The 15129-nt window shown below is 60.7% G+C and carries 17 protein-coding genes and 1 pseudogene; 8 read left to right on the top strand and 10 right to left on the bottom strand.

The annotated features are described in order from the left end of the window. Positions 1 to 117: 117 nt before the first annotated feature. On the bottom strand, positions 118 to 399 hold the full coding sequence (locus tag PQR32_RS01700; RefSeq protein WP_408221847.1) for a hypothetical protein: 282 nt from the start codon (positions 397 to 399) through the stop codon (positions 118 to 120). Positions 400 to 727: 328 nt separating this feature from the next. Here PQR32_RS01700 and PQR32_RS01695 point away from each other — a divergent pair, with 328 nt between their 5' ends. Both PQR32_RS01695 and PQR32_RS01690 read left to right on the top strand, forming a co-directional pair. Beyond that, positions 728 to 940 (top strand): hypothetical protein, encoded by a 213-nt coding sequence (locus tag PQR32_RS01695; RefSeq protein ID WP_408221846.1) that lies wholly within the window; start codon positions 728 to 730, stop codon positions 938 to 940. A gap of 323 nt (positions 941 to 1263) precedes the next feature. After that, positions 1264 to 2436, top strand: a complete 1173-nt coding sequence (locus PQR32_RS01690; RefSeq protein WP_408221845.1) for a porin — start codon at positions 1264 to 1266, stop codon at positions 2434 to 2436. On the opposite strand, the gene PQR32_RS01685 is transcribed toward PQR32_RS01690, so the two are convergent. Then, positions 2437 to 2844, bottom strand: a complete 408-nt coding sequence (locus tag PQR32_RS01685) for a hypothetical protein (protein WP_408221844.1) — start codon at positions 2842 to 2844, stop codon at positions 2437 to 2439. A 139-nt stretch (positions 2845 to 2983) separates the two neighbouring features. On the opposite strand from PQR32_RS01685, the gene PQR32_RS01680 reads away from it, so the two are divergent. The 3 genes from PQR32_RS01680 (at position 2984) to PQR32_RS01670 (ending at position 6738) form a co-directional block, all read left to right on the top strand. Further along, positions 2984 to 4603 (top strand): class I adenylate-forming enzyme family protein, encoded by a 1620-nt coding sequence (locus PQR32_RS01680; RefSeq protein WP_408221843.1) that lies wholly within the window; start codon positions 2984 to 2986, stop codon positions 4601 to 4603. Between the two features lie 130 nt (positions 4604 to 4733). After that, on the top strand, positions 4734 to 5189 hold the full coding sequence (locus PQR32_RS01675) for a TerB family tellurite resistance protein (protein WP_408221842.1): 456 nt from the start codon (positions 4734 to 4736) through the stop codon (positions 5187 to 5189). Positions 5190 to 5562: 373 nt separating this feature from the next. Beyond that, a complete protein-coding gene (locus tag PQR32_RS01670) occupies positions 5563 to 6738 on the top strand; it encodes an FUSC family protein (RefSeq protein ID WP_408221841.1) in 1176 nt (391 codons plus the stop codon). A 21-nt stretch (positions 6739 to 6759) separates the two neighbouring features. On the opposite strand, the pseudogene PQR32_RS01665 reads toward PQR32_RS01670, so the two are convergent. Next, positions 6760 to 7398 (bottom strand): annotated as a pseudogene (locus PQR32_RS01665) (electron transfer flavoprotein subunit alpha/FixB family protein); the annotation flags it as partial. Positions 7399 to 7541: 143 nt separating this feature from the next. Further along, positions 7542 to 9272: an FAD-dependent oxidoreductase gene (locus PQR32_RS01660; protein ID WP_408221840.1), complete on the bottom strand. Its 1731-nt coding sequence runs from the start codon at positions 9270 to 9272 to the stop codon at positions 7542 to 7544. A gap of 78 nt (positions 9273 to 9350) precedes the next feature. Here PQR32_RS01660 and PQR32_RS01655 point away from each other — a divergent pair, with 78 nt between their 5' ends. Next, entirely contained in the window at positions 9351 to 9563 is a 213-nt protein-coding gene (locus PQR32_RS01655; RefSeq protein WP_408221839.1) for a hypothetical protein, read from the top strand. A gap of 38 nt (positions 9564 to 9601) precedes the next feature. Here the strand turns inward: PQR32_RS01655 and PQR32_RS01650 are convergent, their stop codons facing one another. Continuing rightward, a complete protein-coding gene (locus PQR32_RS01650) occupies positions 9602 to 9907 on the bottom strand; it encodes a DUF4148 domain-containing protein (protein WP_408221838.1) in 306 nt (101 codons plus the stop codon). Between the two features lie 273 nt (positions 9908 to 10180). Here PQR32_RS01650 and PQR32_RS01645 point away from each other — a divergent pair, with 273 nt between their 5' ends. Further along, positions 10181 to 10603, top strand: coding sequence for a VOC family protein (locus PQR32_RS01645; RefSeq protein ID WP_408221837.1), 423 nt, complete (start codon positions 10181 to 10183; stop codon positions 10601 to 10603). A 26-nt stretch (positions 10604 to 10629) separates the two neighbouring features. On the opposite strand, the gene PQR32_RS01640 is transcribed toward PQR32_RS01645, so the two are convergent. Then, a complete protein-coding gene (locus PQR32_RS01640) occupies positions 10630 to 11151 on the bottom strand; it encodes a GlcG/HbpS family heme-binding protein (RefSeq protein WP_408221836.1) in 522 nt (173 codons plus the stop codon). A 342-nt stretch (positions 11152 to 11493) separates the two neighbouring features. Here PQR32_RS01640 and PQR32_RS01635 point away from each other — a divergent pair, with 342 nt between their 5' ends. Further along, positions 11494 to 12501 carry a TIGR03571 family LLM class oxidoreductase gene (locus PQR32_RS01635; RefSeq protein ID WP_408221835.1) on the top strand — a complete coding sequence of 336 codons (1008 nt, stop codon included), beginning with the start codon at positions 11494 to 11496 and terminating at the stop codon, positions 12499 to 12501. A gap of 79 nt (positions 12502 to 12580) precedes the next feature. Here PQR32_RS01635 and PQR32_RS01630 read toward each other — a convergent pair whose 3' ends face one another. The 4 genes from PQR32_RS01630 to PQR32_RS01615 all read right to left on the bottom strand — a co-directional run bounded on the left by PQR32_RS01630 (position 12581) and on the right by PQR32_RS01615 (position 15120). Next, a complete protein-coding gene (locus PQR32_RS01630) occupies positions 12581 to 12940 on the bottom strand; it encodes a LysR substrate-binding domain-containing protein (protein ID WP_408221834.1) in 360 nt (119 codons plus the stop codon). After that, positions 12921 to 13049: a LysR family transcriptional regulator gene (locus PQR32_RS01625; RefSeq protein WP_408221833.1), complete on the bottom strand. Its 129-nt coding sequence runs from the start codon at positions 13047 to 13049 to the stop codon at positions 12921 to 12923. Before PQR32_RS01625 ends, PQR32_RS01630 begins: the two co-directional genes overlap by 20 nt. Positions 13050 to 13367: 318 nt before the next feature. Next, entirely contained in the window at positions 13368 to 13982 is a 615-nt protein-coding gene (locus tag PQR32_RS01620) for an HD domain-containing protein (RefSeq protein ID WP_408221832.1), read from the bottom strand. An 88-nt stretch (positions 13983 to 14070) separates the two neighbouring features. Further along, entirely contained in the window at positions 14071 to 15120 is a 1050-nt protein-coding gene (locus PQR32_RS01615) for a patatin-like phospholipase family protein (protein ID WP_408221831.1), read from the bottom strand. Positions 15121 to 15129: the final 9 nt, after the last annotated feature.

The raw sequence follows: 15129 nt of genomic DNA, 5'->3' as shown, positions 1-15129 counted from the left end.
CGCTTTCGGGCATACACGCGATGATTTTGCTAAACGCGTGTACAAGCTGAGATAGCCCGCCACAATGAGGGTTCGGTCGCAGAACGCTGGCTGATCCGCGCCCCGCGACCGGGCTTATCAATTGCCGCGATACATCAAGCCGACGCTGTCAGCCGGGGCAGGCCCTCCCGACTGCGACCTGACCGATTCGTTACCGCCGACGCCACTACTGTTTTCGTCAACCATGCTTCCCGGGCCTACTTCCGCGGCCATCGTCTGAGCGCTTTGACTGCGTTGCGCTGCTGGCTCGCCGACGTCCGGGCGATAGAAGGGTGCGGGGCCGTAACCGCTCGCGAACGCGGGAGCAGCCAGCGAGGCAGAGCTCGCGACTAATAGAGCGACGAGAAATTTCGACTTCATAAGGACTCCAGTAATAAGGTTGCTGAATACTCGAATGCACCCGGATCGGTCCATTTTCGGCGCGCAATTCAACGTTGATGGGAAGAGGCAAAGGGTCTGCCGCGCGCTGACAAAGAGGCTCAAACGAACAACGCATTTCCCCTGGAATGTGAGCAATATTGCTGACGCCGCGGCGAAAGCACAAACCGGTCGTCGTTGCGCCCGCAGCTACAAATGCACGGGTTATGCCAAGCCCGATCCATCCACCCTCTCACCGATCCTAACCACCTGAAAATAAAAACGATTTGACTTCAACCACCAGGACATCTTGTGAGAATGAAGAGCGGCGATGTCTGACTGTATCGAACGCTTTGTCGAACCGCTGTTTGCGGCAAACCAACTAGGCAAGGTCAATCGTCGCGAGCGTATGCGTGGGCCGAGAACGAGCGATGGCTGCCTTTTAGGCACGCGCATGCAACGTTCACAACTTGCATTGGCTATGAAGGCGGCCGCAGATCTTTTGTCAGATGTTCCTGGCCGCAGGCAGACCACTTCGATTTGATCCGTGTGCGAAAAAACCCGTACTTCACGGCTCGATATATCGCCATCAGGTTGCGCAGAAAGGTCGAGATATACCAAGCCAACAAAGGCGAAGAATTTTCGACTCATTTGCATCTGCGACGGCCTGAAGTTAGAACCGTCAGTCCCTGCTATCGCGCCACTTTCTCTTTCTACGGCGTTCGATGCGAGTCGGTCTGGAGAGCATTCGGCGCGCGCAAGTGTCAGAATTAAGCGACAGAAATTTTGTTTTTGCTTCGGTATCCCAGGGTGTGGGGTTACGCTCAACTTCGCAACAGCAACCTAACCGTCTGCGTGGAGAAATCGATGAAACGAATCGCTCTATCTACCGTTTCGCTTGCACTGCTCAGCGCAACCGGCGCAGTACATGCACAAAGCAGCGTTACCCTATACGGCGTCATCGATGAAGCGTTCCAGTTCGTGCACAACGCCGATCCGGCGGGCAAGAATCTGTACCAGCTGGCTGGCGGCAACCTGCAGGGCAACCGCTGGGGCCTGAAGGGTACAGAAGATCTCGGTGGCGGCCTGAAGGCAATCTTCCAGTTGGAAAATGGCTTTGATATCAACAATGGCCAGTTGGCCCAGGGCGGTCGTATGTTCGGCCGTCAGGCATACGTCGGCCTGGCGCATGAGGCATACGGTACCGTGACGCTTGGCCGTCAATATGACCCGCTCGTCGACCTGGTTCAGCCGCTAACGGCCGACAACTATTTCGGCAGCACGTTCACGACTCCGGGCGACGTCGACAACAACGACAACAGCTCGCGCACGAACAGCGCGGTCAAGTACACCTCGCCAACGTGGGCTGGCTTCCAGTTCGAAGGCATGTACGCGTTCGGCGGCGTGGCAGGCCAGACGGGTTCGCAGCAAACGTGGTCGGGTGCGGCAACCTACGGAACGGGTCCGTTTAGCGTGGCAGCAGGCTACATCCGCATGAACAATGCCAGCTCGAGCGTGGTACGGCCGAACAACGCCTTCACGAGCACGTCTGACGGCACGATCGATTCGATCGTCAACGGGGCATACGCAACGGCGAAGTCGATCGGGATCGCTTCGGTTGCCGTGCAATTCGTCACCGGCCCATTCACGGCCAGCGTGCGTTACAGCAATGCGCAATACAAGCCTGACGGAGCGTCGACGTTCGTCTCGACCGAGCGCTACAACGTGGCCGGCGGCTATTTTGGTTACCAGGTGACGCCAGCTGCGTTGTTGGGTCTCGGCTATACCTACACGCACGGTTCAGGCGACACGTCGGCATCGTACAACCAGGTTTCGCTGGGTGCGGACTACAACTTGTCGAAGCGCACGGACCTTTACCTGGTAGGCGCGTGGCAGCGCGCGAGCGGCACGCAGCGCAATCCGCGCAGCACTCCACCGCAGCAACTACAACCCGCAGTTGCTTCGGTGGCCGACTACGGCTTCACGGGAGACTCGCACACGCAAGAAATCGTCAGCCTCGGTATTCGTCACAAGTTCTAGTCAGAACTCGTTGCGCAGCTGAAGCGAGACGCTGTCAAAGACCAGCGACAGGCGCAAGCCGGTGGCTGGTCTTTTTTTCTTGAGTGAAACGTCTTGCTGCCTCACCCGTCGAGAAACCGCGTCAATGAAGCGCGCGACCGTGAAATGCGCCACCAACGAGATATAGAACGGCGCCAACCCGCCAAACAGCATGACGGAGGAGTTATACGAAATGGCCACACCGGTGGAACGCCCCTGCACGGTGAATATCTTGACCAGCATCCCCGGATGCGCGGCGCCTTGCTGCGTCACGAACAGCGTGCCGATGAGTTGCACGATCATCAGACGGCTGGCCGTGGGTTCAGCCAGCAAATACCAGAACAGCGGAAAGACGCACGTCAACCAGCTTACGTTAAAGAAGCAGAACAACTCATAGCGCCGACACGGTCCGCCAGCATGCCGAACGCCTGCGCACCGGCTAATTCTCCGCTCATTTTGCAAACGCACAATGCTTCACAGCACAGCCTGATTCGCACATCGAATCACGCATCACTGGAGCGAAGCAATCATGCAAAACGACGGGAATGCAGCCTTTCGGCCCTATGTTGACGCCTTACTCGACCAACTGGAAAACCAATCTGATCGTGCGGTCTTGCGCTATCTCGATCATGACGTAACGGGCAGGACCCTGCGAAGTACAATATTTCGCTATGCGCGGGCGCTTGCCGCGCTTGGCATCGGCCGGAGCTGCCTGGTTGCACTGCTCGCCCCCAATTGCCCGGACGCGCTAGCGATTCGCTACGCAGCAAACCTCCTTGGTTCGGCCACGATGTTCGTGCCTGGGTCTGCGAATGCCGAACGGCGCGCAGCCCTGCTGGCCCGCGTCCAACCGACGCTTCTCGTAGCCTTCCCGGAAACCCTTCACCACATTCCCGTTGCGGTCGAGGGCCACGTGGTCTTCGTCGGCGTCGGTCCCGCATCTTCACGCCTCGACAAGCTCGCGCAAGTGCAGTCGGACCTGCCATTGCGCAGACGACTAAGGGCCGATGACCTCGCGGTCGTCGTCTCATCGGGCGGCACGACGGGTGTGCCCAAATGCAGCCGACGGTCCTTCGCGACATATTCGTCGATGGTCGGCGCAGCGAACGACCAGAACCGGCGTCAGCTTATCAATGGCCCGCTCGCCTACCTGTCGCAAGTGCTCGTCGACACCACGCTCATCGGCGGCGGTACGGTTGTGCTGAAGCGTCGGTACGATCCCGCGGAGACGCTCGCGACGATCGAATCAGAACGCATCACCGACGTGCTTCTCGTCGAGCCTCAGTTGTTCGAAACAACGGACCACCCGGACGTCGGCCGGCGCGACCTGTCGTCGCTGCGCTCCATTGCGCACATCGGCGGGTCAGCGCCCGCGGTACTGCGGCAACGCGCGATCGCGCGTCTGGGTCCTGTGCTCACTCATATGTACGGTGCAAGCGAAACCGGTCTCGTCAGCATTCTGCCGCCGTCCGCATACGAGGCGAATCCGGACCTGCTGGCTTGCGCGGGCCGCATTCGACCTGGTGTCGAAGTACGTTTGCGTCGCGCCGATGGAACCCTGGCGTGCGCGGGACAATGCGGAACCATTGAAGTCAGGTCGGCCGCTGTGGCAGACGGTTACTACCATCAGCCGGTCGAGGAGGCACAAAAGTTTCAGGACGGCTGGTGCCTGACCGGCGACGCCGGCTTCATCGACGAGGCAGCCAATCTGCACGTTCTCGGCCGCGCGGCCGATGTCGCGGAGATCGACGGACTGGCGATTGGCCCCACCCAGATCGAAGACGCCCTGTGCCGCTTGCCTGATGTTCGCTACGCCGTGGCGCTGGCCGCAAACCAGTCTGCCGGCAAATATGGATGGAACGCGCTGATCGAACCGTGGGTCGCCGGGCAGACGGACGTCGCGCAATGCATGCGCAAGCTCGAAATCGCGCTCGGCCCGTTGGCCGCCAAACGGATCCGTATCGTCGTGGCAGATCGCGTGCCGCTTACTGAACAGGGGAAAGCAGACCGCACCGCAATCGAAATGATTCTGCGAGACGACCCGCTGTCGCGCCACGCCTCGCTCCAATCGGTCGGCCGTCTCGTCGCTGACGGGCGGTTGGGCGGCCGCCAGAATGCCTCCGCCAATAAACCCCAGCGCGCCGCATGACACACCCATCATTTCGTTTTCCTCGGTTAGCGAACGCGTGAGGTGAACTGAATTGTCACGGCGATTCACCTGGAACATCTCAGGATTCATTTCGCCGATTTGTTCTTGCCGATATAGAGAGGAGTAGCAAATGCGTCACTATCAATGTAACAGTCCCGAGGCAGCGGGCCGTATCCTGGCGGCATGCCTGCTATCCGATGGACACCTCAGCATCACAGAACTCGAGGCGCTCGATCGCTGCGGCATGGAAAGGCGCCTGTTGTTGAATCGACACCGTCTGCTCTCGATCGTGCAAACGCTGTACGAAGACCTGACGCGCTCCGGGTACCTGAACTGGAGCGACGTATGTCACGTCGATCCCACGACGCTCGCCTGGCTCGCGGCCGATGTGCAGGACCGACGGCTCCAGCGCGACATCATGGAGTTGTGCAGCGAGGCCGTCATGGCGGACCGTGGCCACTGCGATCGCGAAGCCGAGTTCCTGAGACTGCTGCGCGACGCGTGGCAACTTCCGGCCCGTCCTGTTCGGCAAGATGTGTCAACGGGCACATCCGCTTCGCACCGTGCAAGACTCAGCAGCAGATGACGGGCCGTTCCGCGTCATCCCGGCTGACGTGACCTCCTGGAAGCCCGGATCAGCCGCCCATTCGGATCCACCAGGCCGCGCGCCGGAAAACGCATGGCCTCTCGCGCCGCCAGCCATATAATCTGCAGCATGGCTGCGAGGATGACACGACGTCAGTGTCATCACCCGCGCGATCGACGGAGGCCGGTTCCACATGGATCACGATGTCTTTTCTGCCGTTGTGCTTGCGCTCATTGTTTCGGATGCGGCGCTCGGGTCGCATGTGCGCCAAGCCTGGCAGATCACCGTTGCTCGGAAGACTCGCATACCACGATGCGGCAATGCCGCGGGACTATGTCCCTCGCGCTGGCGGTACGAGACTGCGGCGGCATAGATGACGCTCTTCGGCACGCTTGCTCAGATCTGCAGGACGGCTCTATTCGGGCTCGGGCGTGAACTGGCGGCCTGGAAGCCTTCCGGAGCGCGCGCGACATTCGGCGCCGAGGCGATGCTCTCGGTCGCACTCTCTGTCGCGCTTGCAAACGCGTTGAATCTGTCAGACACGTGGTGGGCCGCAATCAGCGGCTTCGCCGTCATGCAAACGAGTTTTGCCGGCTCCGTGCAGCGTGCCGCACACCGCATCATGGGCACGGTGGCAGGCGCCGCGCTGGGAACCATGGCAGGGCCCTGGATTGGTGACCGACCGTGGCTGTTTGTGCCCGCGTTAGGGGCGATCGGCGCTGTCGCGGTGTATCGAGCCAACGGGTCCAAAGCGGCCTACGCCTGGATTCTGGGCGGCGTGACTGCCTTGATGGTGACGTACGAAGCGCACAAGTTCGCATCCGTCCGCGCGACCGCATTATTTGCGGCGCTGCGAGTCGCCGAGGTCGCGGTCGGAACACTGGCTTGCCTGCTGGTGGCAAGCGTGTTTCATTTCGGGCCGAAGTGGTACCGAAAGAACAGGACGCCATTGGCGGCTTCAGTCGCTCGTGCAACGGGCGATTCGGGCGTGCCTTCCGCCGCGGTTCTGACGCCGCCATTGGAATCGGCGCGCTCGACCCGCGTGCTGCTGTGCGTGCAGGCCGCGCTGTCCATCACAATCCTTGCATCCCTGACTTACGTTCTGCATCTGCCGGGCTTCGCGCAAGCCATGGTCACGGCGATCGCGGTGCTGATCGTGCCGCCGGGCCTGGCAGCAGACAGAACGCGGCAGCCGGTCATGGAAAAGATGGTGCAGCGCGTGGCCGGCTGCCTGCTGGCCGGCGTGATCGGCGTGGCGCTACTCCCTCTGATGCAGGGGCAAGCAATGCTGTGCATGCTCGCGCTGTCCATCGGCGTGTGGGCAGGATGTCACGTGCAAACGGGACGAGAGGGAGCAAGCTACGTGGGCCGGCAATTCACCATCGCGTTCATCATGGTGTTTGTCCAGGATCATCATTGGTCATCTGATCCGTTGCCAGCGCTCATGCGGCTGTCCGGCATTCTCGCCGGGATAATTGTGTTGGCAGCGGTGATGCTCGTGACCAGCCGGCTGTATATTCCGCCCATGCCCCAGGATGCAAGCCGCTAAGACCCGTCGAGAGTGATGCGTTCATTGCCGCGCGTTCAACTCGAGCAGTAGCGAAGGAACACAATCGAACAGGTCGCCAACCAGACCGTAGTCCGCGACGCTGAAAATCGGCGCCTCTTCGTCCTTGTTGATCGCGACAATGACCTTCGAGTCTTTCATGCCGGCCAGGTGCTGGATCGCACCTGAAATGCCTACCGCGACGTACAACTGTGGCGCGACGATCTTGCCCGTCTGACCGACCTGATAGTCGTTCGGCGCATAGCCGGCGTCGACAGCCGCACGCGATGCGCCTATCGCCGCACCGAGTTTGTCCGCCAGCGGTTCCAGCACCTCCCTGTAGTTCTCGCCGCTGCCCAGACCACGCCCCCCCGACACGATGATGCTCGCCGACGTCAATTCCGGACGATCCAGCTTCGTCACTTCGCGGCTCACGAATTGCGAAATACCGGCATCCGCGGCGGCCGCGATCACCTCGATCGACGCGCTGCCCCCGTCTGATGCGACCGGGTCAAAGCCCGTTGTACGGACCGTGACCACTTTCACCGGATTATCCGACTCCACCAATGCTATGGCGTTACCCGCGTAGATTGGCCGCTCAAACGTGTTCCCGGCAACGACAGAGATGATGTCGCTGATCTGTGCGACGTCGAGCCGCGCCGCATGCCCTGCGGAGGCCGACGACGCGAGAGAGCAACGCGAGGCCGGCATTCGGGATCACACCATGACCTAACTCAGGCGCGGAAAACCACGCCGACTCGATGTCGAACTCGTCTGAATGAGATGTCGAGCGTGTGGGAATACGCTCACCGCGCACCGGCCAGGCAACCGTGAATCTGCGCCACCACGGCCGCGCCCTCACCCACTGCCGACGCGACACGCTTGGTCGATCCTGAACGAACGTCGCCGATGGCAAAGACACCCTCGACGCTCGTCTGCAACGGCATCGAATGGACGCCCGCTTCCCCAAGATCGGTCCCCGTCAATACAAACCCCTTGCTGTCGAGCGACACGCTGCATGTCTTGAGCCATTCAGTATTCGGTTCCGCGCCAATGAATACGAACAGATGATGTGCCGTCATGCTCCCTTCAATGCCGCCAGCACCGCGGTAGTGCACGCGCTCGAGGCGCGCCGCCCCCTCGAGCGCGGTCAGTTCGATGCGCGTATGAAGCGTCACGTTCGGCAGCGATGCGACACGTTCGGCCAGATAGTGCGACATGCTGTGCTCGAGGCTCGCGCCGCGAATGAACATATGCACATGCTCGGCGTGTGATGCCAGAAACACCGCCGCCTGCCCCGCGGAATTGCCGCCACCGACCAGCAACACCGGCTCCTTGCGGCACAGCCTTGCTTCGATCGGCGTAGCCCAGTAATAAACGCCACAGCGTTCGAAGCGCGGGAGGTCCTCGACATCAGGTCGCCGATACTCTGCACCACTGGCGATGACCACAGTGCGCGTGGTAATGCGGCGGCCATCGGCAAGCTCTATGACAGGCGGTTGCTTGTGGCAATACAACGCCTTGACCTCGCACGGGATGCCGATATGTGCACCGAACTTCTGCGCCTGGACGAACGCGCGGCCCGCGAGAGCCTGACCGGTGATGCCGGTGGGAAAGCCCAGATAGTTCTCGATGCGCGCACTCGTACCGGCCTGGCCGCCGGGTGCGCGACAGTCGAGCGCCGCGACCGACAGTCCCTCGGATGCCGCGTAGACGGCCGCCGCGAGTCCCGCCGGGCCTGCGCCGACGATCGCCACATCGTAGACGTGCGTCGGATCGAACTCGGGAATCAGTCCGAGGCAAGATGCGAGCTGCCCCTCGTCGGGATTTCGCAGCACCGTACCGTTCGGACAAACGACAAGCGGAAAGTCATCGGGCTGCGGCGTCAGGCGCTCGAGCAGTGCAATGGCTTCGGCATCCTGCTCTGCATCGAGCGTCATGTTCGGAAAAGCATTGCGGCGCAGGAAATTCTGCAACGCGAGGAGTTGTGGATGATTGGATGAGCCGACCAGAATCACCCCTTGTCCGCGCTCGATCACGAGGACACGCCGGAGAATCAGTGCGCGCATGATCTTTTCGCCAAGATCTGCTTCACTGATCATCATGGCGCTGAGTTCGTCGGGCCGTACCAACACCACTTCGACATCTTCGACGACATGCGCGTCGACAACCGCAGGCTTGCTCGAGAGCTGGGTGACATCCGAGGTGAACTCGCCGCGCTGCGTATAGGTGTGAATGACCCGTTCGTGGCCAAGCCCATCACGGCCGACTATCCGGACTTTGCCCGACAGCAGGACGAACATTCCGGGGCAAAGACTTCCCGCACGGTAGAGCAAATCGCCTTTGACGTAGCGGGACAAGCTGCCGAATCGGCGCAGCTTGTCGACTTCCGCATCGGTGAGAACCGGAAACATCTGTTGGTATCGCGGGTGATCGCGCACGGTCGGGTCATCGGCGTGCGCGTCGTCGATACGGCTTTCGTCCGTGGACGGCTGAGGGATGGGTGTACCGCCTACCAGCCCTGACTCGTTGCTCATCGCCGCTTCTCCTCCAATGCGTGATGGACGCCGCCGTCGCCTGGTCGACTGCCGCCGATGGCTCCGACGCGTCAATCAATGGAAACGGCTGCCGAATATGTCCGCTCGCCTTCCATCGACAGTCACCAGTGCGCGGGGGCGATGACGGGGCGCGATGGCCACCTGCGCAATTGCAATGAAAAGAGTAATCGAGTTATCGCCGACGGCCAAGAATTCTTGTATTCGTTCCCTGCGGCCGCTTCGGGCTTGATGGATGAGCGCCCTGCGGAAACCCAGGGCGGGATGCCGTAACGTCCGCGCCCTGGTACCAGAAGGAGGACTATCACCGCTCAGCGGCTATACATTGCATTCCAGTCCGCAGCCGACACGCCACCACCCGACTGGGATGTGCTGCTCGACGCGCCACCGTAGTTGATCGCCGATCCATCGTGTGCCGCCACCTTCGCTTCGGCGGCCTGGATTGCATCAGGATAGTGCGTCGGATCGCCGTCACCGACGTGATAACCCACGCTCTCCAGTTGCACGAGTTCTGCGCGGACCTGCGCACGTGTCGTGTGCTCCGTCGATTGAGCGAACGACACAGCGGGAATCACAAGAGCGCTGGCAATAAGGACTCCACGGATAATTGATTTCATGGCAAACACCTCGATAAATGTTGGACCTGCCTGCAACAAACTCAGTTGTTTGAAGCGGTGAATGAAGTCTATGCTTCAACCTTGTCGGGGTTAACCCCAGATCAATCAAGACATCGTTTACCGGGTGCGCGTGAATGCACGCAACGACTGGCTCGCAATGCACGAATGAGCGTCCCGACTACATCAATTGCGATCTGATTGCGCCACCGCGCGCGTCATCGATCGACATTGCTTTTCTGCGGTAGCATCATCACCACACCCCGGAGGCTCGAAATGACTGCGAAACCGCTGACGCTTGGCATCGATCACATCGGCTTGACCGTTCGCGATCTGAATCTCACTCGCGACTTTTTCATCAATTGTTTGGGATGGACGCAAATTGGAGAGAAGCCGGATTATCCGGCTGCATTCGTCTCCGACGGGCACGTGATGCTGACGCTGTGGGAAGTGCAGAATCAAGCGGGCCGTGTGGAATTCGACCGCAAAACGAACGTCGGCCTGCACCATCTGGCCCTGCGCGTCGGCAGTGAAGCAGCGCTCGAGGACGTGTTCTCGAAGGTGTCCAAGTGGCCCGGTGTCGAAGTTCAATTCGCACCCGAACTCCTGGGTGCCGGCCCAAAGCGGCACACGATGATTTTTGAACCGGGCGGGATTCGGCTCGAGTTCGACTTCGATCCGCGAGTCCCGGCCGCCTGAGCGCGCCGCGTTACCGGGCAGCAGGCTCAGCGCGGTAAGCGGTCCGCAACTTTCGCTACACCCGCCGCAGCGCACACTTCGTCCTTGTCTCCGCCGGGTGCGCCGCCGATACCGAGCGCGCCCACTATCTCTCCGTTCACCTTGAACGCTACCGCGCCCGGCAACGCCATGACGTTGTGCACGGTCGCAAGTTGCGGTGCGTACGGACTCGTCTTCATCAATTCGAAAAAGCCACTCGACCGGTCAAAGCCGAATTCGGGCCCTAGCGTCACGACGGTGAAGGCTTTACGCATGCTCGATTCAGCGGTATGTACCGTGCTCCTGTCTCCGCGCAGTACCACTTGCGGGACGCCATCCATATCGAGCACCGTGGCGGTCACCCAGTAATGCTTCGTTTCGCACACGCGAATCGCTTCTTTCGCCGCGTCGAGAGCGACGTCGAGCGGCAATGTGTAGTGGTAGCCGGGCGTCTGCGGTTCTTGCGCCTGAATAGCCGGCGACATGAGCGACGCAACGCATAGTGACGCGGTCAGACTAAGACGTTTCATGATTACACCGTGCCGCGCCGCCACGACGCCGTTTGAACAGATCGGTAAAGCGCAGTAGTGCGCACAGGGAGCCTGGGTACATATTGGCTGATAAAACCGGCATGCGGTCCAAGCGAACTATAGGAGTCACGGCGGCTGTTTGGCACGACATCTCGCTGAACAACAGTTTTTCCTTGCTGGAATAAATGCTTCCAGGAGGACGTATTGGTTGTTTGCGTACGCCGGATGGAAAAGGTCTTGTGAACACGGTTGTTGACTCCGTGTATCAAGTGTTGTTTGTATGGCTGCGTTTTTCCTGGACGAGAAAGTGCGTAACCTCGCACCACGCTTTGAGGAAACGCCATGGACATGTCCGTCACACCTGCCCGCACCGACGCAACCGCAGCCACGATTCGACTGGAGTCGCAGCCGGGATACAGCCGCGTATTCCAGCCGCACGAACTCACTGTCGGGCTGATTCTGCCGTTGGAAACGCACCCTGGCATGCCGCACCCTACGATGCGCGACCACATTTCGATGGCGCAACGCGCGGAGAGTCTGGGCGTCGCGGCATTATGGGCACGCGACATCCCGTTCTTCGATCCCGCTTACGGCGACGCCGGGCAGATCTTCGAGCCGCTGATCTATCTCGCGCAACTCGCTGCCGCCACGCACAACATCACGCTCGGCACGACGGGCATCGTGCTGCCGATGCGCGAGCCGCTGCTGTTGGCGAAACAGGTCAATTCGCTCGATCAACTGACGGGCGGACGCGTTGTGATCGGCATGTCGAGCGGTGACCGGCCGTCTGAGTATCCCGTCTTCGGCATCGACTTCGAGACGCGCGGCGAACGGTTCAGAGACGCCTACGGCATTTATCGGAATGTCAGCGAACGCGCGTTCCCGCAGTTCGCCTCAGCGCGCTTCGGACAGTCGGCGGGTGGGCTGGATATGCTTCCCAAGCCGCCGTACGGCCGAACGCCCGCCATTGCCGTCGGCCGTTCGCAGCAAACGTTGCAGTGGATCGCCGAGAACATGGATGGTTACCTCGGGTTCGTGCCGGATCCATCTGAGTTGCGCAGCTTCGCAGAAGAATGGCGAAGCCTCACACGGTCCGCCACCAACACGGCTGCATTCAAACCACTCGCCTTTGGCGGATTCCTTTATTTGCATCCGAAGCCTGATCATCCGTTTACACGAATTCGCGGCGGGTTCGCCATAGGCAGCCGTGCGTTGAGAGACTTCCTCGAGCAGGCGCGAGACGCCGGTGTCAATCATGTCGCACTCAACCCTCGGGTCACGCCGCGCCCGTATGTCGAGATACTCGATGAACTCGGCTCGATCGTGCTCTCCGCTTTCCCTCCTCAATGACGGCACCGAGGTGTCCGTAACGTCGTCGCTATTCAACTCCGGCACCGTACCGCGCCGTTCTTCAGGATATAGCGGCGATCTACGCCTTGATGGGCATCGTCCCGAAAGCAGCCTCGTCGGCGCTTAGCGCTTGTGCGATCGACTCGCGCAAGAAATCAATCCATGTTCTGATCTTCGCGTCGAGGTACTGGCGCGATGCATAGACCGCGTAAATATTCAGAAGCTGAAGATGATAGTCGGGTAGCACTCTAATCAAGAAGCCGGACTTGAACGCGGATCTTATCGTCAACGTCGGCAGCGCACCGATGCCCATGCCTTCGTGCAAGGCGGCCGCCATCGCATCGGGTACGTTGACCTTGAAGCGGGCGTTCTGCAGCCGGAATTCACGCTCCCCATCCGGACCGACCAGCAGCCAGCGTTCAGCCGGAAAAATAGGCATCGCCTTCGAGTTCGGAGACCGAACGTGACACATAACCTGTCGTCGCATCGAGTTGCTGTGCGGCGGCCGTAAAGCTGCCGGCTTCAGCGACCTCGACGAAAATCTTCATGTTACGGAACGTGTCGATACGTGCGACTCCACCGACGAGTTAAGGCTGCATTTGCCATCTTATCGCCAGGCGCGCCGACCCATGGACTGTTCTTAAGCTGCTGGGCGACGCTGTGCCCGCCGGTGCCGCAAGCATTGGCACGGCGCATCCGCTATCACCGCCATGAATAAAGACTGAAAATTTCGCGGAGTTTGCCGCCTTGAAGATTCGCAGCATGTTGCCTACGAAAGTCGTTCGAGGCGAACTCAGTACTTGCGTCGATCGCGTCGGCCAGGAGACCCTCGCCGAGCGGGGCAGACCCGTGCCGCCATCTCCCGGTCATTGCGGCACAGGCAGGCTGAGCCGCCACATCAGATTGCCCCGCGCCTTCGTTTCGCAGCGGGCACGGAAAAAATCGGTGTGATAGATGCGCGGACGTGTCAGCAGGTTGCCCAGAATCGTCCGTTCGTGCATGTCGTAGGCGCGGTCGTCGAGGTCGGGACGTTCCGCTCTCAGGCGCACCCCGTCCTCGCGAAAACGGCTGCGTCTAGCGCCCAGCACCGCGAGATCGATATCGCAGGCAAAGCGATCGTCCAATCCGGACGGCACACGCTTATGCTTCGTCGCCAGGATCATTTCGCCAATGCGCTCGCCCGCGGCGATACGGTCATCCGCCCATTGCCGGAACCAGTCCGCGCTGCGTTGCTCGTTGTCCCGTGCGCCGGGAACGTAAATCACGTCGTGACACCACAGCGCAAGTTCCACGTCATCGGGATGAGGAATCGCGCCACGCGCCTGGTCGAGATCGCGCAGACAGCGGCGGACATGACGCAGGGTGTGGTAATGACGCGTCGGCTCGGCATACAGCCGCGCCAGATCGGCATAGGCGGCCTCGCCGCGCAAACCTCCGCTGCGTGACCACAATGCGATGAAGCGCGCCTGCGTCTGGCTCATTCCAGCCCCTTTGCACCGTGCACGGTGTGAGCGTCCGGCGCCGCACCCGTCATGACCCCGTTGCTTTGCGCCGATCGACTCGCAATCCTCAAAGAAACTCCTCGCGAATGTCGATACTCGAGCGTTGCCCAACGTTCCGGTAGTGATGCGTGAGCCAGGCATCGGCCTCGCTCCGCCCGTTATCGCGTAGTCCACAAAGGAAATCCCAATCGGCGTTGTACTTGCTGGACACGCTGAGCGCGCACATTGCCTCGTCGGATCGAATGGAATGGATCAGCATCTCCTTCATCTCGCCACCATCCACTTTGTTTTGCTGGATCAGGTCGGTGACGAAGGCGATCGCGCGCATCTCACGCATCAGCGACGAATTGAAGCTGATTTCGCTGACGCGGTTGAGAATGTCGGCAGCCGTAATCGGCACGCCCCGGCGAACAAGCGGGTTGATGTGGACGATCACGACGTCGCGCGTCTTGCAGTGGTAAATCAACGGGTAGATGGCCGGATTTCCCATGTAGCCGCCGTCCCAGTAGTGTTCGCCATCGATGCTGATCGCCTGGAACAGCGTCGGCACGCACGCGGATGCGAGCACGGCGTCCGCACAGACATCCTCGCCCGTGAAGAGGCGTATTTTCCCCGTCTCGACGTTGGTCGCGCACAGATACAGATGGATGGGACATCGCTTTCGCAACTCGGTGAAATCGACCTGACTGTCCAGCACCTCGCGCAGCGGATTGAGGTTGTTCGGATTGAACTGGTAGGGCGAAAAAATGCGCAGCGCCATGTCGGCGAACGCATATAGCGGCGAATGATCGAACCCGAAGCTGTGCGTCCCTTTCAGCCACGGCATCCAGCGCAATGGGTTGTAACGCTCGGCGGATTGCGCCACGGCGTACCAGAAGTCGTGCAGCGCCTGCCGTGCGCCGTCCTCGCCTCCTTTCAGCAGCCCATACGCGAGCACCGCGGCATTCATCGAGCCGGCGCTGGTTGCACTCACCCCTTCAATCGCGAGCCTGCCGTCCTCGAGCAACCGGTCGAGCACGCCCCACGTGAACGCGCCGTGCATCCCGCCTCCCTGCAAAGCCAGCGCGACCGGCTTGTGCTCGTCACGGCCGCGACGTCCTGGATTCTTCGTCGTCATTTCCCGTCT

Origin of the sequence: Paraburkholderia dipogonis, assembly GCF_046027395.1 — a bacterium.
Lineage (GTDB): Bacteria > Pseudomonadota > Gammaproteobacteria > Burkholderiales > Burkholderiaceae > Paraburkholderia > Paraburkholderia dipogonis_A.
This window is presented reverse-complemented; position numbering and strand designations above follow the sequence as displayed.